A 22,831-nucleotide genomic window follows, 5' to 3' on the forward strand; every position below is an offset into this window, starting at 1 on the left:
TAATTAAGTTGGTTTTTCTAGTAAATTCATAATCCGGCAATTTTTAATAGAATTTTGCCGGATTATCTGCGTCAGAATCACGTCATGCTGTAGTAATCGACGGTACAGTACCGCAATCAGCAAAAGGAACCCAGTAAAAAGTAGATAAAAAACCAGGTCCACACCCCTGCCCACACCCAGCATTATGGCCAGATAAACCGGTAAAATGGGTACGGCAACAAATAAAATCCCCGTAAACACAATACCGATAAAAAAAAGTCGGTAGAGTAACCTATTGCGAAATAAACGTAATGAAGCAACCGCCACTACCAGCAGTAAAGCAGATAGTAGTAACTGAATTGGTGTTAGTGTAAATTGAATATCAGCGTTCATCAGCGAAAGTATTTATTAATAAAGACGTCAATCAGAATATCAACAGCCCCCTGCCAGCGCTGTCCTTTTACCTGTGAGTAATCCGTGTAAATAATGTGCGTAGGCATCTCCACGTACTTCAGGCCCAGTCGCCGAATCTGCATCAAAATTTCACTGGCGTGTGCCATTCTGTTCTCCTTGAGTTGAATGGCGTTTAGTGCCCGGCGATTCATCACCCTGAAACCATTATGGGCATCAGACAACCATAACCCCGTTAGTAGTCCATTGATAACCCGGGCTACCCGCAGCAACAAACGGCGCAGCCGCGGAATAGCGATTAAATCCTCTCTACGCAGAAAACGGGAGCCCAGCACCACATCGAGTTTTTGGGTACGCAATGTTTCGATGAACCGATCAATATCTGCCGGGTTATGTTGCCCATCAGCATCGAAATGAACAACAATGTCAGCCCCCTGCTGCCGGGCAAAATCCATCCCCGTTTGTAAAGCCGCTCCCTGCCCCAGATTGATCTCATGACGCAGGTAGTAAACCGGCAGATCGCGTACGGCGTTAGCGGTCTCATCCGTCGACGCATCATCGACCAGCACGATATGGTACTGACTCCCAAGCGAATTGATCGTTTGCCGAATCACGTTGCCCTCATTATACGAAGGGATCACGATGTATACCTGCTCAGTCATTGCTACGATAGATTTGAATGTTCCCTAACACAGCCACCTGTTTCATACACCGAATCTCAACGGGTTGGGGTACCCGGTCAAAGATAAAATAGCGAACATTGAGTGTTCTTAACTTAGGTGAGCAAGGGTCAATTCCCACCTGATAGCCATCTTCATAACCGTTCTGAATAATGACCGAGTCCGGGTGGGCAGGATCAATGTAAGAGCCGTAAACAGTATGTGCATACCGATTGTAGGCCGAGTCCTGTTTGGCCGTTGGGTCCAGCACGCGCATCGATTTAAAATCGGGCTGATTTTTTACGCCACTCAACTGGTTTACTCCGGTAGCCGTTACGAGGTAGGTAATATACTGACTCCCCAATACCACCCACCTGGCGTTGGGTTCCTGCAGGTGAATTTCCCGCACTTTCCGGTAAAGAGCGTTCTCTGTTATCGGCGATGTTCCCTTGGCAACCGGATTGATCTTTAGATTGGGCAGGGTAAACAGCACGAGTGCTCCGGCAATGTACAGTTCTTTATGGCGGAAGGTAGTAACGGGTAGCATCAGGTAGTTCAGGCCCGCAAAAAACAGCGTTGGCAACACCAACTGATGGACCTTAAAGAACCCCTCTGAGGTTGAGATGTTCAGCCAGGCCGCAAAAACCATGAAGGCCAGTACGGCCACCGTCAGCAAAGCAGCAGTTGTACCGGAAAGCAGCAGTTTTTTTTGCTTGCTGATGTAGTCCAGATACAGAACGGCTAGAAATACATTAGCGATACCAAAGGGCACCTGCGCCCGGCGGGTCGGACTGAGGTCGAATAACGTAATTTTGGCGAGAAACTCAGGAAAACCAACTTCAATATAGATCAATACAAAAACAACGAATCCCAGCAGAATAGTCAACAGCGGATCGAACTGTTTCTGCCGCAGGTAATAAATCCCCAACCCGACTGCTACAACTGGCGTAAACGTAATAAAGTGGGATAACTCGCAGACATTCAGCCAGATTTTTGGGAAACTATCGTTATTGATGAGCCAGCCGGCGTAATATTCAGAAAACCAGTTGGCAATAAATCCTGTACCACCCGTTTCGCTGCGTTTACCCGGATAGACGGTATTACTCATCACATCGATGGTCGGTTTGGCATCCAGGTAAAACTGGTAAAACAGAACACCCATTACCACGAAGGCAATGGCGAACGTGGCCAGTTTTAGCCATACCTTATCCAGCAAATACTCCTTTTTTGCATTTCTCCAGACGAACCCAATGAGCAGCATGATCATCAGATAACCGAGCATAACCTGGTATGGAGGATATAAGATGAGGGCAAACATGACAAAAGACCACGTAAATAGCGGCCCCGCAATGAGCAGGGTACGGACGTTGCGGGCGTAGAACAGGTAGACAGATGAAATCAGGAGCAAACTGGCCGCGAACTGCGTAGTGAGCACAAAATAAGACCACCAGGCAAAACCAGGGGAAAAAACCAGCCAGAATGCCCCCATTACCGATAGCCAGAAATTATTACGGGTGAACAGTAAAAAAACAAGCGTACTGGCAATCAGATTGAAGAAAATAACAAAATTCCAGTGCCAGGAAAAACCGTGGTCGAAGTCGAACAGGAAAAACCCCCAATGACTGGGCCGAAAAAAAGAGACGAAATGCTTGATTGGATAATAGCCGACCAACGCTACTTTTTCGCCCCCAATGGCAGCGTTTTCGAGCGGAAACCCCTGATGCGCCTGAGACATCATAAAAGGCGTCACCACGCCCCATTCATCAATTCGTATCGCTTTGGGCGTACCCGAAATAACACCCCGTTTGATATCCGAACCATCGGGGATTACTGTGTTCCACATGCCAATGGACGAATAATTTATTTTCGCTAAAGTCAGCAGCAAAAACAGCCCTACGCAAATCCCGATAAACCACTTTACCCGCTTATCAAACCGGATCAACTCAAAGGGTCGTTCAGCTTCGGGGAAATCGGCTGGTTTTGGCGGCACAACGGGTTGCGAACGAACCGCTGTAGCTTGGGGTTTTGGTGGTGATTGGGCCGAATGACTGGTCGAAGGTGCTGCCGCAGTAACGGGCGAACCTTTCTTTTTCTTTGACATGAGGAAGACTACGGACGAATTATTGTATGGGCTACGTTGTACAAAAAAGGTACGCGAAACCAAATCTACTAATACCATGCCAGTTCTGCCAGTGGCGGGCAATCTCTTTATAAAAATACCTAATTTGCCCGTATGAATAAACGATTGGTTCAGCAGGGGTTGCCCGTTATGCTTTCCATTGTTTTACTATGGTACGTACTGAAGGACGTTCCGCTGGCCGAAATAGGGCAACAATTCCGGCAGGCTAACGTCGGGTGGCTGGCTATATCGGGTTTGATAACGGGCTTGTATCAACTGGCACGGGCGGCCCGCTGGCAACTTACCCTACAGGCACTCGGTCACCAGCCATCACTGTTCCGGACAACTATAGCGTTGCTGGCCGGCACAATGGCCAGTATGCTCGTTCCGGGTGCGGGTGAACTAACCCGTTGCGGCACCCTACAACGAACCGATGGTGTACCGCTGGCACAGGGTATTGGCTCAGTCGTGGCCGAACGGGTTGTCGACCTGGTGATGCTGCTGGTCATTATCGCCCTGACAGTGATGCTTGAATTCAGGCGGGTAGGGCAGTATTTGCTTGACTTACTGATGCCGGTTACGGGACGCTTTACACCCGCCAAGCCATCGAACACACTACTTATTATCTTATCTATCAGCCTGTTGCTTTTGTTTATTGGCCTGTATCGGCTTTTTCGAAGTGACGCTTTCTGGAAAAACCGGCTCATTATCCGGGTAATTACTATTATCAGGGAAGTGAAGCGGGGCTTTTTAAGCATTCGGCAACTCAAACAGCCGGGCCTGTTTATCTTTCTGACTGTCGTGAATTTCGGACTAGCCTTTCTGATAACGTACAGTTTGTTTTTTGCTTCTCCCCAAACGACTTCACTCCCTCCCCAGGCCGCCCTGACCATACTGACTGTTAGTTCAGTGGGGGGGATAGCCGTACCAACCCAGGGCGGAATTGGCACGTACCACTTTCTGGTTAGCCGGGCATTGGTTTTATACGGAATGACCCTTACGGAAGGCGTTGTCGTGGCCACATTCCTGCACGCTGTTCAAACTGGTTTCTCGCTGCTGCTCAGCAGCTTGAGCTTCCTGATTGTGCCGATTCTGATTGCCAATCGCCGGAAAAAACAGGCAACAAGTTTGATGAAGTAACCTGCTCGTTACTGCCAGATACCTCCATATGACAGGATGAGGTTTCTCAAAATCCCGTTCATGTCTTCTTACTATATTGGCAAACACAGGGTCATACAGCCAGCCTCAGGGAACGTCGTACTCGATAGTAGCCAGATCGAATGATTTGGCAAACAGATCGACCAGGCGATTAAGGACCATAAACCCAGCTTTGGTGTCTCCTTTGTAAACGAATGGTTCCTCTGGTGATGTATCACCAACAAGCACCCGGCCTTCCGCCGTGAAATGGGCAATGCCGTTATCTACTGTAACCAGCACCCGAATCCGCACGTTGTTCATTTCCTCCCGGCGTTCGGTGGCCAGTGTGTACCGGGCTTCGTCGGCATCCTCGATAACATAATCCTGGGTTTCCAGAAACCCCTGTACGGCACGGTAAAGGCTCGAATCAGCCGTAGACGTTTGCAGATCGATTCCAGTAGCCCCTTCCGGAATCGACTGAGCGTGACCCGACTGGCCTAAACCTATTGTCAACAGAAGGACGAACAGCAGTAATTTCATAGTGTAAAGGTAGGACGGGCAACCCAAACCGATTGCCCGTCGGCTCACGAACGCGTATGACTCCGGTCAATTTTTACTTCCGCCCGACACCTTACCCGCTTTTGCCGGTACGCCCGGCTGGGTTATCTCGAAGTTTTCTTTCTGCTTGGCATCGGCTACCATCTGGCGAACGTCGGCCAGCAGTTTTTTGGCATCGTACACAACACCATCTTTCACTGTGTAGGTAACTCCTCCTACCCGTTCTACTTCGTTTTTGTCGTTCAGATGAATAGCCCCCGTCCCATACAGCACTTTCAGATTAGCCAGCGGATTTTGGTCGACAATCACAAAATCGGCTAGTTTCCCTACTTCTACCGACCCAATCTGATCGGCCATACCGAGAGCTTCGGCGGCTTTCAGGGTGGCGGCCCGAATAACTTCCAGCGGGTGAAAACCGGCTTCTCGCAGCAGCTCAAGTTCGCGAATGTAGGCAAACCCATAGAGTTGATAAATGAAACCGGAATCTGACCCTGCCGTAACGCGGCCACCCCGATTTTTGTATTCGTTGATGAACGCCATCCAGAGCTGGTAATTTTTCTTCCAGGCTACCTCCTGTTCTGTACCCCAGTTGTGCCAGTACGACCCGTGCGAAATCCGGCTGGGACCGTAGAAACGCCACAGGCTCGGCATCGTGTAATCGTCGTGCCATTCGGCGCGCCGGGCCAGCATCAGTTCGCGGTTGGCTTCGTAGATATTAAAAGTGGGGTCGAGGGTAAAATCCAGCGCAATGAGTTCGTCCATCACCTTGTTCCAGCGTTCGGTGCCCGGTTTGGCGGCTTGCTGCCACAGGTTACCCGCTTCCTCGAAACGGTTCTGTTCATTGCTGTAGTTATAATCGGCGGGGTAGTTCTGCACCGTTTTATCGTCGAAGAGGGCTTCGGGCAGGCCATACCAGTGTTCGAGCGAGGTCAGGCCTGCTTTAGCGGTAGCCAGGGCATTCATTCGGGCCACTTCCAGCTGGGCGTGGTGGCAGGCCGACCGCAAACCTAATTTCTTGTTCTCTTCCAGCGCGGCCCGAAATATATTCGGCTCGGCCCCAAAGAATTTGATGCCGTCGGCCCCACGTTTGGCATTTAACTGCACCCAGGCCCGCGCCTGTTCGGGCGTACTGATGGGTTCCTTTGCTCCCTGCCCGAATACCGTATAAGCCAGAATACGGGGGGCCGTAATTTCGTTCTTATTGCTCTTGGCGCGGTGTTCCAGCACCCAGTCCAACCCGTTGCCACAGCTTGGGTCGCGGATGGTGGTGATACCGTGTCCCAGCCAGAGTTTGAACACATATTCGGCGTTGGCCCCCTGCGCCTGCCCGCCAATGTGGCCGTGCATGTCTATAAATCCCGGCATCAGGTACATGCCTTCGCAGTTCAGTTCTTTATCACCCGGACCGGCCTGTGGTCGACTCTTCGGGTCGATGGGTACGCCCGGAAAACCCACTTGTTTGATTTGAGCAATTTTGTTTTTTTCCACCACAATATCCACCGGCCCAATGGGCGGTGCGCCGGTACTGTTCACCAGCGTAACACCCCGGATAATGAGTTTCCCGTATGGCCCTTCCCCTTCATGGCGGGGGGGCGCTTTCTCCACCTGCGCAGAAAGAGAATGACCCATGAAGAGTGAGCAGTGTAGAATAAGGAGTGTGCGGAGGTAAATTGAGAATTTTGCCATGGCTAACAGTGTTACCAGAAAAAGTCGGTTCAACAAGCAAGGTAAGGTGTTAGCTAGTAGCTTTGAGAAAAAATAGTACAAATATGTCCACGTTAACTATTCATGTTCCAGAAGAACAAAAAGCAGGGCTATTGAATCTGCTGAAAACAATACCCTACATTGTGATTGAACCAGAGCAAAAACTAACTAACACGTCGGCAAACTGGCGTATCCTGGAAGGCAAGTACGCAAAATCTGGCATTACGACTCAAACGTTGGCTCAGGAAAATGAACGGGAGAAAATACGTGAACAGAAACCAGTTTTATAGTGATAAACACGTATGTCCTGGATGCAAACGCCCTGTTAACCTATTTCGGCAAAGAGTCAGGTGTTGATGTAATCAGAAGATTAATGTCCCGTGCAGAAACTGCCGAGTGCCTGCTATTTGTTCATGCTATCAACGCTTATGAACTGTATTATCAGTTCTACCGGGATAAAGGAGAAGTAGAGGCTAACGAATTATGGGCAGACATTCACTTACTCCCCGTACGGGTGTTATATACACTTGACGAGAATTTCATACTAACAGCAGGCCATTTTAAGGCGACATTCAGTATGTCGGTGGCGGACTCTTTTTTATTGGCTCAAGCCCATTTGCTCAACGCTGAGATAGTTACATCCGACCACCATGAACTTGACGTTGTTGACAAAGCAGGCATTCTGAAATTTTATTGGTTCCGATGAAACAGATCATTACCAAAAACTTCCTGCTCATTGTTCTGCTCTTGTCCGTTGCGTTCGCCTTTGCCATGAAAGCAACTATTTTCCAGAAAGAGCCGGACAACAAGCCGAAACCGATTGAGGTTGTTCCGGCTGATTTTACCGCCTACTGGTTTACGGGAAAGGCTGAGCTAAACAGCTATACACTCGAACAGGTCCAATACGGGGCACTATATCCCGGCGAAGCAGTGCTGATTTTTGTAACGGAAAACTTCCGCACCGACACGCAGGTTAAATCAGAATCACCGGCCAGCTATGATAAATCGGTGCCGGTGCTGAAAACGAATATAGTCCGGAAATTTGCAACGGGTATCTACGACTATTCGCTGTTTACATCCGTTTTTACGCCCACATCCAACGGTAACGACCGCGCGGCTGCTTTCCCGAATACACTAAAAGTAAGTACCTCGGTACAGGATTGGTGTGGCCATAGCTATCAGCAGCTCAATTACCGCGATGCGGGGTATCAGGTGAGCGGTAAGTCGTATTTTGAAAACGAAGCGGATGAACAATATACCGTTCCCAAAGCCATGCTTGAAGATGAACTCTGGAACCGTATCCGAATCAATCCCGCTAAATTACCCACGGGCGAATTTGAGCTGATTCCCGGTACGATGGCCGCCCGACTGCGCCATAAACGCCTGGAACCGTTGCCTGTAAAAGGAACGCTGGCGGATTATGAAGGAGTCCTGTATCCTGGTAAGTTTTTAAAAGCGTACACACTCGAATACCACACCGACGACCGGACACTCGTGATTGTTTTTGAAAACCGATTCCCGTATAAAATCGTTGGCTGGAAAGAAACGTACAAAAGCCGAAATGCTCTCCTGACCTCCAGAGCGGTTTTGACAAAAACCATCCAGACGGATTACTGGAACCATAACGCACCGGAAGACAGTACGTTACGGGCACAGTTACTCCCAAAGCCATGAGCGTTCAACCCCCATATGCTTCTTACAATCGCATGAACCGTAGAGCCATTTATTCACTTTTTCTGCTGGTATTCCTCAATGCCTGTTCATCGGACAAAGACAAACCGGCAAAAACGAACGACCCCACCTACACGCTGATTTTCATCGATAAAACCCGCAGTGTGAACGTCAACAAAGACTTCGTAGCCCGTAAATACCAGCAGGCCATCACCGACATTGTCGAGCAGACCATTCACCAGAAAGGCGACAAACTGGAGGTGTATTTCATTCACGAAAACACGTCAAAAGCCCGCGCCCTGAACGTGACGATTCGCTCTGAAATGGACGATATCTCAGCAGCCAGCCCAACCGACCGGGAAGCCGCCGAAACCGAGTTCAACCTGACGCTAACCCGCGAAAAAGCACAAATCAGGCAACGGGTATTTCAGCAATTGATGGCACAGAATGTCGGTTCGTCCAACCAGGAAACCGACATATGGGCCAGTCTGCCCGTGATTGCCAAAGCCAACGAATCGGGGGCAACGGTGAGGGTGTATTATCTCAGCGACATGATCGAGAGCGTGAAGGGCAACGGTCGGCGTGATTTTCAGGTGAAGCCCCCCAAAGACAATACCCAGGCCGACGAATGGGCCAAAACGGATGCCGAATCCCTGAAACGGTACATCATTGGCAGCCCCGACATCACCATGGTTCTACCCTTCGAGCCGAATGCTTCGGTGAAGGAAAACAACCCCGCCGTTACGCAGTACTGGCAAACGCTGTTTGCGGAACTGGGTGCGGGAGCGGTAGAAGAGGAGTAAAATGAAGGATCTGCTTTATGTCGAATTTTTCTGATTTTTTCGACAATATGCTCGTTTAATGTTAAGCCATTCGACATGAAATGAGTACATTGTCGAAAATTTCTGATTTTTTCGACATACATCACCGCAGTATGGCTTACGACCCGCTTCTTCCATTCAACGATTTACCCGATTTACCGCCCAACATCAATTATTACCAGCCCAAAATTGTGCGGGCGTTAGCAGCAGCAGCTAGAAATTTAGGCGAACTAAAGGGTTTATGTGCCACGCTACCTGACCCACTTTTGTTACTGAATACACTGGTGCTTCAGGAGAGTCGCGATAGCTCAGCCATTGAAAACATCGTGACGACGCAGGACGAGTTATACCGGGCATCGCTTGAAGAAACTACCCATAACTCATCGGCTAAAGAGGTCTTGAATTACCGGGAAGCTACCTACGCTGGACTGGCCCGAATGCAGTCGCAACACAATCTGATTGTAGTCAACACGCTGATTGGCGTGGTGCAGACCATTAAACAGAATAGGTCGGCGGTTCGGCAAGCGCCTGGTACAAATCTGCGCAATGGAGCAACCGGTCAGATCATGTATACCCCACCCTGCTGCGAAGACGTTATTCGGCAGAAGTTATCCGCCCTTGAGCAATTTATTAACGAAGACGACCCTAACGGTCCGGATCCGCTCATCAAACTCGCGCTGATTCATCATCAGTTTGAAGCTATTCACCCGTTTCTGGATGGGAACGGACGCACAGGTCGAATTCTGATTGCCCTTTACCTGGTACAGCAGACATTGCTTCCACAACCCGTGTTGTATCTGAGCCGATACATTAACCTTTACCGAACTGACTACTACCGGCTATTACGCGAGGTTACGGAGCGGGACTCCTGGACAGAATGGATTGTATTTATGCTTAATGGCATTGAGCAGACGGCCCAGCTAACTACCTCTAAAATCCGGCGTATTCTGGCTCTGATGAATGAAATTGAGTCAGACATGCGACAGGCACTGCGTAGTTCATACAACCCTGATTTGCTGCGAATAATGTTTATGCAACCTTATCTGAAAATTGATCTTCTGGTACGCAACGAACTGGCCCACCGGCAAACAGCAGCCATTTATCTCAAGAAGCTAGCCGAAGCACGCATACTTACAGCCAACCCCATCGGTAAAACCATCTATTACGTCAATCAACGCCTGTTGGACATTCTAGCTGATTAATCCGATTCACCAGAAAATTCGCTCCTTCTTTTCCCTCATGATGTCACAGCATGACTACGTTTCTGGTATTGACTACCATGATTCAAGCCTACTTACCGGCTTGTACAGGCTCTTCCGATGTAGTAACCGGAACCTGTTCTGCCGGAATCTCGAACTGATACCCAATTGCAAACCCGGAGAAATCATTTTTCAGGCAATAGGAGGTCAATACCAACCCTCCGCCTTCGCGCCGAACAGCGAGGTAATGGAACATAGGTTTGTAGGCCGTAGCGATATCGGGCAGGCGGCTGGACGAGGTATTCAGGGGCTGGCGTAGTCCACCACCACCGCCAATGACCAGAAATGTTTTGCCGGCAAACTCATACCGCTCGAAGGCATGCGAATGGCCGGTAATAAACAACCGCGCTTTCTTCGATTTTAGGTAAGCCGGTACAAAACGCTGTTGTACCAGTTTGGAGGAACCCACTAATTTACTGTTCGAATACGGCGCATGGTGACAGGTTACGATGATAACCTTTACGTCAGCATCAGCATCCAGATCGACCAGCGTTTGCTCGTACCATGTTTGCTGCTTAACAAGTTCTTCGACTGACATTATACTGAAATTGGAATTCAGCATGACCACGGCAATCTCATCCGTGCGTTTTACGTATCCGGTAGGGCTGTGTTCGGGAAAACGCTGCTGGAAATTTTTGGCTCCTTTTCGGGGGCGACCCATTACGTCGTGGTTGCCCATAATGGCATAAACCGACGTTCCCACTTCTGTGCATTTCAGCAGAAACTGGTCGATAACACGCCACTTGTTTTTCCGATAGCCAAGCGATACGATATCCCCCAGCCAATATAGAACGGTTGGTTTTAGCCGGGTTATCTCATCAAAAATAGTCCGGGTTGCTTTGGTGTTGTTGTACGCCCGCAGTACAAGCCGTTCTACCCACATAGGGGCCTGCGTATCGCTCAAAAAAAGAATCTCAGATTTACTATTCTCTTCTTCCATAGTTTATTCTGTTTACGGGACGAATGGTTTTTCACCAGGAGAAGGCTCGCCATACCAGCTGTACCTCCGCCGTAAAGGCCGCATTCTCTGCCGATACAGCATCGTACCACTTCAACTCCCCTGCCACTCGAAAGCGACGGCCAATTGGCTGCGTATAAGAACTGGCGGCCATCCAGCCCAAACTATTTTTACTGCCAACGACACTGCCATCATACCGCAACCTCGATTGGTTTAAATAATAGCCCGACCCCACCGTCAGCGCCAGTCGCCGGGCGATGCTCCGCTCGGTACCACTAAGCCAGGCCAGCGGCATCGAAAATACAACCAACACCGGAATAACCGATATGTTTACCCGCGCCGGTTCGCCGGTTATCTGCCCCCGGTAGCTATACATAGGTACCCATCCCGATTCGAGTCCTACCCGCAGCCGATGATCGGGATGCCACATCAACCGAAACGAAGCAGGCACGCCAAACCGGCTTAGATGGGATTGTTCCAGCGCATCCGGAATAAGTACATGCGTCGAGTAGTAGGATAACCCACTACCGGCAGTGGCAACGATTGTATACGGGCCACGCCGGGTACTTCTTTTGGTATCAATCGAGTCCGGTACTATTCTGCGTGTCCGACGAATCTGCTGAGCACTGACAGATAGGCTTAATAACAGCAATACGAGTAGCCAGTTAGTAATATGTAAGCGAACATTCATAAGCTCATTGCTCAGTATAGTGATAAAAGGCAACTACGGGTGAATAGTTGGAAAGAATTCCGTCGAACTGATTCTGATTGATAAATTCCTCAATAAACGTTGGCTCGTCGAGCGTCCAGACGTATACAGTGCGGCCCTGCGCTTTCATGGCCAGCACCTCGTCCGTTTGGGGACCGAGTGTCCAGCGGGGTGCCCAGATACCTGCTCCTACGCTGCGCGTGATAGCCGTATCCAGTTCGCACAGGATGGGGGTATTTTCCTTGTTTTTCAGGGCTTTGTAGGAGTCCAGTGCATCGGTTGTAGGCAGGCCAATCACAATGTTCAGGTCACGGCCAGCCTGTTTTGCCTTCTGAAGGTATTTCTGCTGAATGGCCTGTATAGGGTCCATCGGCCCAATATATTTGGTGTCGAGCCAGACGAATTTAAGCCCTGTATTGTACACTACGGCTTCCAGTGCTTCTTCAAGCGTTGGAATTTTTTCCCCATTGATCAACCGCACAAAGGCGCTTAGTTGCTTATACGTATACGATTCCAGTGAACCCGTCAGTCCACTTTTCTGGATGAGCCGCAGGTTGAGTGTGTTGTCATGGTAGAGTACCGGCACGCCATCTTTTGTGTAGCGTACATCCATTTCAACGCCGGTTGCCCCCAGGCGAGACGCTAACTTGACAATAGCGACCGAATTTTCGGAAGCGGGCAGTAAGTCGGATGTGCGTCCACCAGAGCGGTGGGCCATAATGTTGAACGGTTTTCTATTCAGCGGTCGTATATACTGCAACGTCAGTGGTCGCGTTGGCGCAGCCTTACCGGATCCATACAATCCTTTGATAACCAATGTATCACCGACAGGCAGGTTTCCCGTGAATGCCTGTAGTCGGCCATTGTGTTTGGCCTGAACGACCAAATGAGCCAGGCCAATATCGGCGTTTACCAGTTTGCGCCAATAGCCATTCATCACTAGGCTGTCAGTCTGCGAACTACCCTCCAGATTAAAATAGGCAGCATCGAGGCCCGTAAACACTGATAAGTAATGCGTAGAGTCAGTTCCCTCAAGTAAATAAGACCACTTCAGTGCTACCTCGTTACCAAATTGTGTTGACCCGTCAGAAACAACGTAAATGCCTTCTATAGCCTGACGAACGGCGGGGGAAAACCGCCCGGAGCCAGGCGAGTTTGTAAATGTATAGGGTAAGGGTGCTTCATACTCTTTTCGACAACCGCCAAAGGCGATGACGAATAAGACAGGCACCAGGTAAGCATATCGTTTCACAGAATAAAGGCGAAAATAAGTTGCGGATAAAACAGGTTTCGATCAAACGTGTCGTACAGTGACCAAAGCTGCCAGTTGAAATTTGAATAAGCCGCCCTGAAGCCTGCCGATACGTACCGCTGATTATAAAACGGTTGTTCCAGCACAATCGTGAAGGCAAAACCATTTAATTGCAGGCCATCCCGCACCACAGCCAGTGTACCAACTTCCGAGCGGTAATAATGATCCAGAATAGCTTCGGATTTTACCGTTAAACGAAGATCGTTTTTCAGACGGTAGCCTACCGATATGTTCGGCATGGATTCAATACCATAGGCCTGACTACTGAAAACGTCCTTTATTTCCAGTGCTCCTCCCCAGCCACTGACATCGTACCCCGCCGACACCGCCAGCCGGTCCGTTATGGGTCTGGCCCAACGCAGGCCCAGGCTTAGATTACTCTGAACAAACTGGGTCTGAAACCGTCCTGCAAAAAACAGACGTTTGGTTAAGCCTCGCTGAAAATTAAGGTCGATGGCGGGTACACTTACCCGTATTTCTTCGGTCAGTTCGGGTGGTGTAGTCGTAAAAACCAGGCCCAGTGAGTTACGCCAGGTGTGCGGCAGCGGTGCCTGAGGAAAATATATCTCCGATTTCCTCGGCTTGCTTTCTGCCGATTGGGCAGTAGTGAAGAATGGTATCCCAAGCAGGAAGACTACAACTAAGTAGCCCCTGCTATGCTTGCGTCGAAATGTAGTCACCTGGCGGGTTCTTATTAGAGTGAGTAGTAAACCGCACCGGGTAGGAATATGTTGCGGAGGTAACACAAAACCAACACAAATAACAGGCCGACAACCAGTGTTCCATGCCCGATAGGCATGGAACACTGGTTGCAACAAGACTTCTTCGGCCTCATCAGGCAGTTTAGTCACGCAACTACTACGCACATATCGGTGTAATTTTTCACCGGTTATGCAAAAGTGGTGCATGCATAGTATCGTTGGCTACTTACTGAAAAACCTCCGCTAACTGACTTTGCATAAGCCGGTTCATAGACGCCCAGGTTTTGTCCCAGGAGTTAGCCAGCAGGTACTCATCCACCGCCACCCAGTTGTCCGAAAAGTTGGGCTGATTGAGGGCTTTTTCAATTTCCTGCTCAAACACCGAAGCAGAATCAGCAATGAGCACGGGTGCCCACCCACCGTAGGTACTGACTACGTCGTTAATCCTCGTCGAGACCACGGGCAAACCAGCCGCCAGGTATTCGGGGGTTTTGGTCGGGCTGATATACCGGGTAGCTTCATTGATGGCAAATGGCATAATCGCGACGTCCCATTGACTGAAGTAGGCCGGTAGTTCCAGGTATGTTTTCATACCCAGATAATGAATATTAGGGGCTTTGGGGAGCGTGACCGGGTTGATTTTCACCACTGGCCCTAACAGAATGAACTGCCAGTCGGGGCGTTGTTGAGCCAGTGATGCCAGCAGATCAATATTCATACGCTCGTCGATGACCCCACAGAATCCAATGCGCGGTCCTGGTGGAACAGACTGCATATCATTGGGTACGGGTAGTGCATGCCGGGCGGGTTCAAAATGGTTGTAGTCGATGCTGCTCGGGAAAGCAAATACATTGGCGTGCCGGTTCTGCTTGGCCTTATACAAACTTAGTCCGCCAGTGAACACCAGATCTGCTTTATTGAGCAGTTCTTTTTCCCGTTCGAGCAAACTGGGTGGTGCGCCCAGAAAAGCGGATAGTTCATCCATGCAGTCATAAACAGTCAGGTGCGGGGTGAGGTGATCGCTGAACCGAAGTGCCATCGGGGTGTAATACCAGGCAACAAATTCCTGAATAGCATTTTGACTAAGCAGTTCGTTCACCGCTTCCCGCTGCTGATTTAGTATCTTTTCGTGCGGCATACCATGCTTCAGGTGGGGCACCACGACCGTAATTGTTTCACTAACGGCCCGCGTTTCTACCCATTCCCTGTCGCCGTATACCGGCTCTTCAATGAACCAAACCCGCCATACCTGGCTGGCCCGGCTTAGCAAATGTTGTGGCCGCTGGTATACGAAGTTCCAGCGCAGATGAGAAAAACAGAGTAAATCGTTGACACTATGATTGGTTAACTCTACTACCGGGGATTGATGTTCAACTGAATTATCGGTTGTATTCGTTTGTACGGAGGACGTCTCCCCTAAGGTTTGTTGCTGAAACATAAGTTGAGTTATGAGCTATAGTTTTGGGCAATAAGAATACAAACTGAGTAGAGTTAACTTTGTTAAGGCGATAAGAGACAAAATTTAAGGTATTTCCTGTTTCCTATCTGATGGGCTGGCATCAGGCTGTCAAAATCAGCATAACACGAAAGGCATACCAGGAGGAGACTCAATTTCTTCGTCAGCCCAGCTCTATTTTCAGGGCTGTAATCATCCTGTTCCAGCCGATTGCAGCTTGTTTTCCACAAATAGCTGTTGCGGTAAAATGTTTCGTAAAACAATCGGTCGAGCTACTGATTTATACAAGCATGGAATCCACTCAAACAGTTCCTTCTGCCAGACAGACAACTATTCCGCTGGATGCACCCTGTCGGCTCAACCCATTACTGAACCGGATTACCGAACTGGCTCCTGATACCGATAGCGAAGGAGAATTTCCAGAAAGTGCGTTTAGCCAGTTAGCCGATGCTGGCTTACTCGCCATTACGCTACCCGGACACGATCTTGATTTTACCCAGGGACAAACGGCCCGCCTGTTGCAGTTGTTGAAGCGGATTGGTTCGGCCAATCTGGCCGTTGGACGCGTGTACGAGGGACACATCAACGCCCTTTACCTCATTCATCGGTATGCCACTCCGGAGCAGCAGGCAACGTGGCACGCCGATGCCTGCCAGCACCGCCGACTGTTCAGCGTCTGGAATACACAGGCGGAAGATGGCATACGCATTGACGAATCGAACGGTTTATACCGGCTTACCGGTGCCAAAACGTTCTGCTCAGGAGCCAGTTGGGTGCATCGCCCCCTGATAACGGGTCACTTACAGGCCGATTCAAGAAATGGCTGGCAGATGGCTATCGTACCAACGGAACGGGTCAGGAAAATAAGGCAGGATGAGCGATTCTGGCAACCATTGGGGATGCGGGCTTCAGCCAGTTTTAAACTTGATTTTACCGGCGTTGAGGTAACTGAATCCGACCTGCTGGGTCAACCGGGCGATTACCTCCGGCAACCCTACTTCAGCGGAGGAGCTATCCGCTTTGCTGCCGTGCAACTGGGCGGGGCCGAAGCCATTTTTCAGGCTACCCGCTCATTCCTGATGGCCATGAACCGCATTGATGACCTTCTTCAGCAAACCCGGCTTGCCGAGATGGCTTACCTGATTGAATCCGGCAACCAATGGCTTCAGGCAGCCGGGGATAAAACCGACCAATGGCTGACTCAGGGAACAGATTGGACTACGATAGTGGGGTACGCCAACATGACACGCACCGCCATTGAGGAAATCTGTTTACGCGTGATGCCACTGGCAGAACGCTGCGTGGGAGCACGGGGGCTGCTTCGCCCCAATCCCTTTGAACGACTCCACCGCGACCTGACACTTTACCTGCGCCAACCTGCCCCTGATGCTACCCTGGTGGATATTGGGAAATATGTACTGACAAACCTACAGCCAGCCAATGAACTCTGGTCATAAACACGTCTATCTCCTGGAAGAACGGGCCGCCCCCCTAACAGATCTAAAAACCATTGGTTCGGCCCTGGTCATGGCCCCGCACCCGGATGACGAGTCCCTGGGGTGTGGGGGAACTATTGCCCTGCTGCGTAAACTGGGATATGCCGTGCATGTGCTGTTCGTGAGCGACGGTACCCTGTCGCACCCCAACTCAAAAGCGTATCCGGCTTCCAGGTTGCGTGACCTGCGGGAACAGGAAGCACACGAAGCATTGCGCCGATTGCGTATTGATGCTAATGCCTGTACGTTCCTGCGTTACCCCGACCGTCGGGTACCAACGAGCCATGATCCGGGTTTCCCGGAAGCCGCGGCCCGCGTGGCAACCCTACTGGACAAGGTGAACCCCACCACGGTGTTCATGCCCTGGCAACGGGACCCCCACCCCGACCATCGCGCCTGCTGGCAGATTGGCCAGGCAGCGGTTCAACAATGTAGTACGAAACCCAGAATACTGGAATACCTGATCTGGCTATGGGAACTGGGAACGCCTGGAGACTTGCCCGCTCCCGACGAACGGACGGTCTGGCAGGTGGACATTGCGTCGGTTATGAACCAGCGCAATCAGGCCATTGCCGCCCATCAGTCGCAGGTGACCCGTATGATTGATGATGACCCGACGGCTTTTTACCTGTCGCCCGAACTGTTGCGCCATTTCGAGCCACCCAGCGAGCTATTTCTGGAAGCAACGGGTCAATAATTCTTCATCACGACAACTAGTCCGTTATGTCAACACCATCAACCAGTCTGGATAAAGCTTACTTCGACCGGGTTTATGAGGCCAGCGCCGATCCCTGGTCCTTTGCGACAAGCCCTTATGAGTATCAGAAATATCAGGCGACAATGGCCGCGCTACCCCGGGCGCATTACGCGAATGCGTTCGAGATTGGCTGCTCCATTGGCGTGCTGACCCAGATGCTGGCTGACCGCTGTGACCATTTGCTGGCGGTGGATGCCAGCGAATTACCCTTGAAAACTGCCCGCGAACGACTGGCGACTTACGCCAACATCACGATTCAGCAGATGAGTATCCCCGGCGAATTCCCGGATGACTCCTTCGACCTGATCATTTTGTCGGAAGTAGGCTATTATCTGTGGATGCCCGACCTGGAACACGCCCGGCAATTACTGGTGGACCGCCTGAACCCCGGGGGGCATTTATTGCTGGTTCACTGGACCCCATTTGTCCACGACTATCCTCTAACCGGCGATCAGGTTCACGACTTTTTTTTACAGGTAGCCCAGCCGGAAGGGCCACTGACACACCTGACCAACCAGCGTGAATCTACGTACCGGCTGGATCTGTTCGAGAAGAAACCGCTTTAATCTGAAAACACCCAATCAGACAGCAGTCAGTGAATGAATCAGTAATCGTAATTCGCTAATGGCCGCTTTTACGGGTACGGGTTGCCAGTATGAAGCCCAGGGCCCGGTGGCCTGCTGGTTTTCTATATCCTCCCATAACTGACCAAAATACGTCGCCTGGTTTAATTGACAGCCCAGCCAGTCTGTATCAACCAGCAAATCAGCGGCAATACGGGTCAACGCATCAGCCGGTTGGCGGGCATGACGCTCTTGCCAGATTGTCCGTAGCCGATGCCGGTTCAGCAGTCGCTGATAAATGGCCTGAGGTGCTTCCACCAACTGACACTGGCTGGTTTCGTTTAACGCTTCCCAGTACCGCAGTTGCTCAGAAAACCCCACGTCTACCCGCCCCCAGGTTCGGGTAGACGTGGTCACGCGCACCTGCGTACTTTTACGAATCGGCGTGTCCGTTCGCAGCAGGGCACGGTAAAGTGCTTCATCTTCCAGATGCGGTACGTCTGGCAGGCCCCCAACCCGTTCGTAAGCAGCACAGGTCAGGGCCAGACTCGCCCCAAAATGCTGAAAATGGCGGGGCCACGGGTCGGCAGGCTGGGGATCAAGACAGGCTTCCAGCCGGGCAATAAGCATCCGGTAGGTTACGTCGCGCAGGTGGTTGAGCCGAACCAGTCTGCCATCGGGACACGTAAGAATCCGCCCACCAACTACTTCGCACCCCTGCCTGATTTCGGCTCGTATCTGGTCAATCCAGTAAGCATCAACAATCGTATCAGCATCGGTAGACGCGATAATACCGTTTGGTCGGCCAACCTGAAACAAACGCTGACAGGCTGCATCCATGAGCATCCGCCGGGCGGTTCCCACGTTGGCTTTGTCGGGAGGGAGGTGAACGACCGCCACCCGAAGCGGAAAGTCAGGATACCGCTGCTGGTATGCCTGCACAACGGCAACCGAATGATCCGTACAGTTATTTAGTAACAATAACACTTCATACGTCGCCATCGGAACGGATACATCGTTGCGCTGCCGCTGGTTGCGTAGCGCATTCAGTGCCTGTTCAAGATGGTTTGCTTCATTTCGGGCCGGAATAACGACCGAAACATGCAACTGAGGGTCGGGCGAATTAGCATCAAACAGGTCAGGTTGCAGGGGTGAAAGGATAGACAACGAAGCAGGTACAAACTGCATGATATAATCGTACTCACCGGGAAAATAAGTGTGATCGATACAGTGAGTAGACTGTTAACAGCCCTCGGGACGGATTGTTACGGATTACGACGCACCGGTAATTTCCGGAAAATAGCGCCCAACAAAACCAGTGAACACCTGTTTACTTAGAATAATAAACTACTCGACTATTTCCTGACGACATCATGGATACGAACGAATTCAGACCACAATCCGAAGAAATCCCCGGTCAGCAACTCCCCTACCCAGCCAAACAGTCGGACATGGACCCGGCCCCCGACAGTGATTTGTCCAACTACAAACCCGCCGGAAAACTAACCGATAAGGTGGCCATTATTACCGGTGCTGACTCAGGTATTGGCCGGGCCGTGGCCATTGCGTTTGCTATGGAAGGTGCCGACGTCGCTATCGTATACAACGAGAATACCGACGATGCCAATACCACCAAAAAGATGGTTGAGAGCAAGGGCCGGAAATGCCTCGTCATTCAGGCCGATGTTCGGGATTCGGCCGCCTGCCGGGATGCCGTAAAGCAAACCGTAGACACGTACGGAAAACTCAACATTCTGGTCAACAATGCGGCTTACCAGATGGCCCAGGAGAAACTGGAAGACATCAGTGATGAACAGTTTCGCCGGACGTTCGAGACCAATATCTTCGGTTATTTCTTTATGGCCAAAGCGGCTTTGCCTCACTTACAGGCGGGCGACGCCATCATCAATACGGGGAGCATCGTCGGGATTGTGGGCAACCCGATTCTGGTCGATTATACCGCCACTAAGGGTGCCATTCACGCATTTACCAAATCGCTGGCCATTCAGCTAGGGGAACGCAACATCCGCGTCAACTGCGTAGCGCCCGGCCCGGTCTGGACTCCCAACATCCCCGCTACCATGCCCAAAGACGAAGTAAAAAACTTCGGGCACGAAGTAGCCCTGGCCCGGCCCGGTCAACCCGAAGAATTAGCCCCTGCCTATGTGTTGCTAGCATCCAGCGATGGTAGCTTCATGACGGGTAGCATTGTGGAGGTAACGGGCGGTAAACTAGGCTAATCCGTTTCCAGACACGCAAGCAACATGCCCGAACACTATCCCAATGGCACCGTACGTGCCCTGCTGCCAACCGACCAGGTTACCGAACCTACCCGGCAAGCGCTGACAGAACGACTGGAAACACCTCCTCCAAAGCCGGATTTTTTCTCCGAAACTGAATTTAGTTTACTGGAAGCTATTTGCAACCGGTTAATTCCGCAGGACAAAAATCAGCCACCCATCGATATAGCCGGTAGCATTGATGAGCGACTGGTTCAGAATAAGTCGGACGGCTGGCGTTACGACACTATGCCTGCCGACGGGGAGGCTTACAAACTGGGCCTGGCGGGTGTGGACGAGACAGCTTCGCTACTTTTTGATTCACCGTTTCAATCTATTTCCGATACGCGGCAGGACTTAGTCCTTCAGCAGGTTCAGCAGGGAGACGCACCGGGCGAGATCTGGAAGAAACTCCCCGCAAACCGCTTTTTTGAAGAGTTGCTAGCCGAAGCAACGACCAACTACTACAGCCATCCACTGGCGCAGGAAGCCATTGGCTACGTAGGCATGGCCGATGTACCCGGCTGGCAGCGCATTGGCCTCAACCAGCTGGAAGACCGGGAACCAAAAATAATTGATGGATAATGGACAATGAATAATGGCCACAGACAGACAAAAAATCTTGGTCAGTCATTATCCAGCCATCACCCATTGACCATCATTCATTTTACATTATCCATTGAAGAAAACATGCCTTACTCCACCTCTGAGACAGTTGACGCTGTTGTGATTGGCACGGGTGCCGGTGGTGCTCCTTTGCTGGCCCGGCTCGCAGCTGCGGGTCTGAAAGTGGTTGCGCTCGAAGCCGGAAAACACTGGAACCCAACTACAGATTTTGCCACCGACGAAAAAGCGCAGGAAAAACTGTTCTGGACCGACGAGCGTCTGAGTGCGGGCAACGACCCAATCCCGTTTGGCAGCAATAATTCCGGTACGGGCGTTGGTGGTTCAACCCTGCACTACACGGCCTATACCCCACGCGCCCAGCCAGATGATTTACGCATCCGGACAGATTTTGGCGTGGGCTCCAACTGGCCCATTCCGTTCGACCAGTTGGAGCCGTACTATGATGAAGTAGAGCAGTTCCTGGGTGTTTCGGGGCCGTCGCCCTATCCGTGGGGACCAGACCGAAAACGCCGGTATGCACTGGGTCCATTACCCATAAACGGGGCGGGTCAACTCATGCAGCGCGGATGCGAACAACTCGGCATTAAAACTTCTCCGGCGGCCAACGCAGCGTTGTCGGCCGATTATTACCAGGAAGGCGTTGGGCATCGCAAGGCCTGTACCAATCGGGGTTTCTGCCAGGCGGGGTGTACCACAGGGGCTAAAGCCAGTATGGACGTCACCTACATTCCGCTGGCGCTCCACCACGGGGCCGAAATCAGGCCGGAGAGTTTCGTTACGCAGCTTATTACCGACGAGTCGGGCAAGATTCGGGACGTAGTTTACGTGCGTAACGGACAGGAAGAGCGGCAACGCTGCCGGTTCGTGTTCCTCTGCGCGGGCACAGTAGAAACGGCCCGGCTGTTGCTGATGAATAACCTGGCCAATAGTAGCGGGCAGGTAGGCCGCAACGTGATGGCCCACACGGCCCTGCAAATCTGGGGCGAGTTCGACGAAGATGTTCGCCCCTACAAAGGTATTCCGGGAGCCCTGATATCGGAAGATACGCACCGCCCGAAACACCGCAACGGCGGACCGATTGATTTTGCTGGTGGGTATCTACTTCAGTCGATTGGCGTGATGCCGGTTACGTATCTCTCCCAGATGGCGCGGGCGCGGGGCTTATGGGGGCAGGAGCTGAAACGGGCCGCGCTGGCCTATAACCACGTGGCGGGCATCAACATTCTTGGCGACTGCCTGCCTGATGCGGGTAATTACCTGGAACTGGCGGACGAAAAAGATAGTCGACAGATGCCCAAACCACGCGTTTACTTCTCGAACGGCGAAAACGAAAAGCGGATGACGGCCCACGCAGACAAAATCATGCGCGACATCTGGGACGCGGCCGGGGCTAAAAATGTATGGGCTTTCCCGCGCAATGCCCACATCATTGGCACCTGTCGGATGGGTAAAAACGCGAATACGGCCGTGGTGAATGCCGACGGGCAGTCTTTCGATATCCCCAATCTATATATCAGCGATAATTCAACGTTTCCCAGTGCCCTGAGCGTCAACCCTGCGCTGACTATTATGGCGCTGGCACTCCGCACGGCGGATCGGTTTCTCGAACAACAGAAGTAAACAGACCGTTCGCCCTATCATAGCAAGACAAGCAT

General features: G+C 51.2%; 23 protein-coding genes. 12 read left to right on the forward strand and 11 right to left on the reverse strand.

Features of this window, described 5'->3' with window-relative positions; translation table 11 throughout:
- Positions 1-3: 3 nt before the first annotated feature.
- From B157_RS0114680 to B157_RS0114690, 3 genes are read right to left on the reverse strand one after another with little or no spacing between them, the layout of a single operon-like run.
- On the reverse strand, positions 4-372 hold the full coding sequence (locus tag B157_RS0114680) for a DUF2304 domain-containing protein (RefSeq protein ID WP_020604056.1): 369 nt from the start codon (positions 370-372) through the stop codon (positions 4-6).
- Positions 372-1,052, reverse strand: coding sequence for a glycosyltransferase family 2 protein (locus B157_RS0114685; protein ID WP_020604057.1), 681 nt, complete (start codon positions 1,050-1,052; stop codon positions 372-374). The genes B157_RS0114680 and B157_RS0114685 overlap by 1 nt, the downstream gene beginning before the upstream one ends.
- Positions 1,045-3,150 carry a DUF7657 domain-containing protein gene (locus B157_RS0114690; protein WP_020604058.1) on the reverse strand — a complete coding sequence of 702 codons (2,106 nt, stop codon included), beginning with the start codon at positions 3,148-3,150 and terminating at the stop codon, positions 1,045-1,047. The genes B157_RS0114685 and B157_RS0114690 overlap by 8 nt, the downstream gene beginning before the upstream one ends.
- Positions 3,151-3,282: 132 nt before the next feature.
- Here B157_RS0114690 and B157_RS0114695 point away from each other — a divergent pair, with 132 nt between their 5' ends.
- Positions 3,283-4,308 carry a lysylphosphatidylglycerol synthase transmembrane domain-containing protein gene (locus tag B157_RS0114695; protein WP_020604059.1) on the forward strand — a complete coding sequence of 342 codons (1,026 nt, stop codon included), beginning with the start codon at positions 3,283-3,285 and terminating at the stop codon, positions 4,306-4,308.
- Positions 4,309-4,413: 105 nt separating this feature from the next.
- Here B157_RS0114695 and B157_RS0114700 read toward each other — a convergent pair whose 3' ends face one another.
- Both B157_RS0114700 and B157_RS0114705 read right to left on the reverse strand, forming a co-directional pair.
- A complete protein-coding gene (locus B157_RS0114700; protein WP_020604060.1) occupies positions 4,414-4,845 on the reverse strand; it encodes a hypothetical protein in 432 nt (143 codons plus the stop codon).
- A gap of 66 nt (positions 4,846-4,911) precedes the next feature.
- Positions 4,912-6,492 carry an amidohydrolase family protein gene (locus tag B157_RS0114705; RefSeq protein ID WP_020604061.1) on the reverse strand — a complete coding sequence of 527 codons (1,581 nt, stop codon included), beginning with the start codon at positions 6,490-6,492 and terminating at the stop codon, positions 4,912-4,914.
- Between the two features lie 140 nt (positions 6,493-6,632).
- Between B157_RS0114705 and B157_RS0114710 the strand changes: the two genes are divergently transcribed.
- The 5 genes from B157_RS0114710 (at position 6,633) to B157_RS0114730 (ending at position 10,261) form a co-directional block, all read left to right on the forward strand.
- Positions 6,633-6,857, forward strand: a complete 225-nt coding sequence (locus B157_RS0114710) for a hypothetical protein (protein ID WP_020604062.1) — start codon at positions 6,633-6,635, stop codon at positions 6,855-6,857.
- A complete protein-coding gene (locus B157_RS0114715; RefSeq protein WP_020604063.1) occupies positions 6,857-7,273 on the forward strand; it encodes a PIN domain-containing protein in 417 nt (138 codons plus the stop codon). Before B157_RS0114710 ends, B157_RS0114715 begins: the two co-directional genes overlap by 1 nt.
- Positions 7,270-8,241: a hypothetical protein gene (locus B157_RS0114720; RefSeq protein WP_020604064.1), complete on the forward strand. Its 972-nt coding sequence runs from the start codon at positions 7,270-7,272 to the stop codon at positions 8,239-8,241. Before B157_RS0114715 ends, B157_RS0114720 begins: the two co-directional genes overlap by 4 nt.
- Before the next feature lie 32 nt (positions 8,242-8,273).
- Positions 8,274-9,041 carry a hypothetical protein gene (locus tag B157_RS0114725; protein WP_020604065.1) on the forward strand — a complete coding sequence of 256 codons (768 nt, stop codon included), beginning with the start codon at positions 8,274-8,276 and terminating at the stop codon, positions 9,039-9,041.
- 131 nt (positions 9,042-9,172) lie between these two features.
- The gene (locus B157_RS0114730; protein WP_026308709.1) at positions 9,173-10,261 is read left to right on the forward strand and encodes a Fic family protein; all 1,089 of its coding nucleotides are present in this window, start codon (positions 9,173-9,175) and stop codon (positions 10,259-10,261) included.
- Between the two features lie 88 nt (positions 10,262-10,349).
- Here B157_RS0114730 and B157_RS0114735 read toward each other — a convergent pair whose 3' ends face one another.
- The 5 genes from B157_RS0114735 to B157_RS0114755 form a co-directional block, all read right to left on the reverse strand.
- A complete protein-coding gene (locus B157_RS0114735) occupies positions 10,350-11,258 on the reverse strand; it encodes a metallophosphoesterase family protein (RefSeq protein WP_020604067.1) in 909 nt (302 codons plus the stop codon).
- 31 nt (positions 11,259-11,289) lie between these two features.
- Positions 11,290-11,967 (reverse strand): hypothetical protein, encoded by a 678-nt coding sequence (locus B157_RS0114740; RefSeq protein ID WP_020604068.1) that lies wholly within the window; start codon positions 11,965-11,967, stop codon positions 11,290-11,292.
- 4 nt (positions 11,968-11,971) lie between these two features.
- On the reverse strand, positions 11,972-13,237 hold the full coding sequence (locus B157_RS0114745; protein WP_020604069.1) for a glycerophosphodiester phosphodiesterase: 1,266 nt from the start codon (positions 13,235-13,237) through the stop codon (positions 11,972-11,974).
- Positions 13,234-13,977 carry a hypothetical protein gene (locus B157_RS0114750; RefSeq protein WP_020604070.1) on the reverse strand — a complete coding sequence of 248 codons (744 nt, stop codon included), beginning with the start codon at positions 13,975-13,977 and terminating at the stop codon, positions 13,234-13,236. Before B157_RS0114750 ends, B157_RS0114745 begins: the two co-directional genes overlap by 4 nt.
- Positions 13,978-14,224: 247 nt before the next feature.
- On the reverse strand, positions 14,225-15,436 hold the full coding sequence (locus tag B157_RS0114755; protein ID WP_020604071.1) for a glycosyltransferase family 1 protein: 1,212 nt from the start codon (positions 15,434-15,436) through the stop codon (positions 14,225-14,227).
- A gap of 308 nt (positions 15,437-15,744) precedes the next feature.
- Between B157_RS0114755 and B157_RS0114760 the strand changes: the two genes are divergently transcribed.
- From B157_RS0114760 to B157_RS0114770, 3 genes are read left to right on the forward strand one after another with little or no spacing between them, the layout of a single operon-like run.
- Positions 15,745-16,911, forward strand: coding sequence for an acyl-CoA dehydrogenase family protein (locus B157_RS0114760; RefSeq protein WP_020604072.1), 1,167 nt, complete (start codon positions 15,745-15,747; stop codon positions 16,909-16,911).
- Positions 16,895-17,647 carry a PIG-L deacetylase family protein gene (locus tag B157_RS0114765; protein WP_020604073.1) on the forward strand — a complete coding sequence of 251 codons (753 nt, stop codon included), beginning with the start codon at positions 16,895-16,897 and terminating at the stop codon, positions 17,645-17,647. Before B157_RS0114760 ends, B157_RS0114765 begins: the two co-directional genes overlap by 17 nt.
- Positions 17,648-17,673: 26 nt before the next feature.
- Positions 17,674-18,273, forward strand: coding sequence for a class I SAM-dependent DNA methyltransferase (locus B157_RS0114770; RefSeq protein WP_020604074.1), 600 nt, complete (start codon positions 17,674-17,676; stop codon positions 18,271-18,273).
- Positions 18,274-18,288: 15 nt separating this feature from the next.
- On the opposite strand, the gene B157_RS0114775 is transcribed toward B157_RS0114770, so the two are convergent.
- On the reverse strand, positions 18,289-19,458 hold the full coding sequence (locus B157_RS0114775; protein WP_020604075.1) for a glycosyltransferase family 2 protein: 1,170 nt from the start codon (positions 19,456-19,458) through the stop codon (positions 18,289-18,291).
- Positions 19,459-19,643: 185 nt separating this feature from the next.
- Between B157_RS0114775 and B157_RS0114780 the strand changes: the two genes are divergently transcribed.
- From B157_RS0114780 to B157_RS0114790, 3 genes are all read left to right on the forward strand, one after another.
- Positions 19,644-20,510, forward strand: a complete 867-nt coding sequence (locus B157_RS0114780; RefSeq protein ID WP_020604076.1) for an SDR family oxidoreductase — start codon at positions 19,644-19,646, stop codon at positions 20,508-20,510.
- A 24-nt stretch (positions 20,511-20,534) separates the two neighbouring features.
- Entirely contained in the window at positions 20,535-21,134 is a 600-nt protein-coding gene (locus B157_RS0114785; RefSeq protein ID WP_020604077.1) for a gluconate 2-dehydrogenase subunit 3 family protein, read from the forward strand.
- Between the two features lie 105 nt (positions 21,135-21,239).
- A complete protein-coding gene (locus B157_RS0114790) occupies positions 21,240-22,796 on the forward strand; it encodes a GMC family oxidoreductase (RefSeq protein WP_041952122.1) in 1,557 nt (518 codons plus the stop codon).
- Positions 22,797-22,831 lie beyond the last annotated feature (35 nt).

The sequence above is a fragment of the Spirosoma spitsbergense DSM 19989 genome (assembly GCF_000374085.1).
GTDB lineage: Bacteria > Bacteroidota > Bacteroidia > Cytophagales > Spirosomataceae > Spirosoma > Spirosoma spitsbergense.

Bases quoted from the DNA above. Each gene is read 5' to 3' on its own strand.
- B157_RS0114680 (WP_020604056.1), bottom strand. From the start codon at position 372: ATGAACGCTGATATTCAATTTACACTAACACCAATTCAGTTACTACTA.
- B157_RS0114685 (WP_020604057.1), bottom strand. From the start codon at position 1,052: ATGACTGAGCAGGTATACATCGTGATCCCTTCGTATAATGAGGGCAAC.
- B157_RS0114690 (WP_020604058.1), bottom strand. From the start codon at position 3,150: ATGTCAAAGAAAAAGAAAGGTTCGCCCGTTACTGCGGCAGCACCTTCG.
- B157_RS0114695 (WP_020604059.1), top strand. From the start codon at position 3,283: ATGAATAAACGATTGGTTCAGCAGGGGTTGCCCGTTATGCTTTCCATT.
- B157_RS0114700 (WP_020604060.1), bottom strand. From the start codon at position 4,845: ATGAAATTACTGCTGTTCGTCCTTCTGTTGACAATAGGTTTAGGCCAG.
- B157_RS0114705 (WP_020604061.1), bottom strand. From the start codon at position 6,492: ATGGGTCATTCTCTTTCTGCGCAGGTGGAGAAAGCGCCCCCCCGCCAT.
- B157_RS0114710 (WP_020604062.1), top strand. From the start codon at position 6,633: ATGTCCACGTTAACTATTCATGTTCCAGAAGAACAAAAAGCAGGGCTA.
- B157_RS0114720 (WP_020604064.1), top strand. From the start codon at position 7,270: ATGAAACAGATCATTACCAAAAACTTCCTGCTCATTGTTCTGCTCTTG.
- B157_RS0114725 (WP_020604065.1), top strand. From the start codon at position 8,274: ATGAACCGTAGAGCCATTTATTCACTTTTTCTGCTGGTATTCCTCAAT.
- B157_RS0114730 (WP_026308709.1), top strand. From the start codon at position 9,173: ATGGCTTACGACCCGCTTCTTCCATTCAACGATTTACCCGATTTACCG.
- B157_RS0114735 (WP_020604067.1), bottom strand. From the start codon at position 11,258: ATGGAAGAAGAGAATAGTAAATCTGAGATTCTTTTTTTGAGCGATACG.
- B157_RS0114740 (WP_020604068.1), bottom strand. From the start codon at position 11,967: ATGAATGTTCGCTTACATATTACTAACTGGCTACTCGTATTGCTGTTA.
- B157_RS0114755 (WP_020604071.1), bottom strand. From the start codon at position 15,436: ATGTTTCAGCAACAAACCTTAGGGGAGACGTCCTCCGTACAAACGAAT.
- B157_RS0114760 (WP_020604072.1), top strand. From the start codon at position 15,745: ATGGAATCCACTCAAACAGTTCCTTCTGCCAGACAGACAACTATTCCG.
- B157_RS0114765 (WP_020604073.1), top strand. From the start codon at position 16,895: ATGAACTCTGGTCATAAACACGTCTATCTCCTGGAAGAACGGGCCGCC.
- B157_RS0114770 (WP_020604074.1), top strand. From the start codon at position 17,674: ATGTCAACACCATCAACCAGTCTGGATAAAGCTTACTTCGACCGGGTT.
- B157_RS0114775 (WP_020604075.1), bottom strand. From the start codon at position 19,458: ATGCAGTTTGTACCTGCTTCGTTGTCTATCCTTTCACCCCTGCAACCT.
- B157_RS0114780 (WP_020604076.1), top strand. From the start codon at position 19,644: ATGGATACGAACGAATTCAGACCACAATCCGAAGAAATCCCCGGTCAG.
- B157_RS0114785 (WP_020604077.1), top strand. From the start codon at position 20,535: ATGCCCGAACACTATCCCAATGGCACCGTACGTGCCCTGCTGCCAACC.
- B157_RS0114790 (WP_041952122.1), top strand. From the start codon at position 21,240: ATGCCTTACTCCACCTCTGAGACAGTTGACGCTGTTGTGATTGGCACG.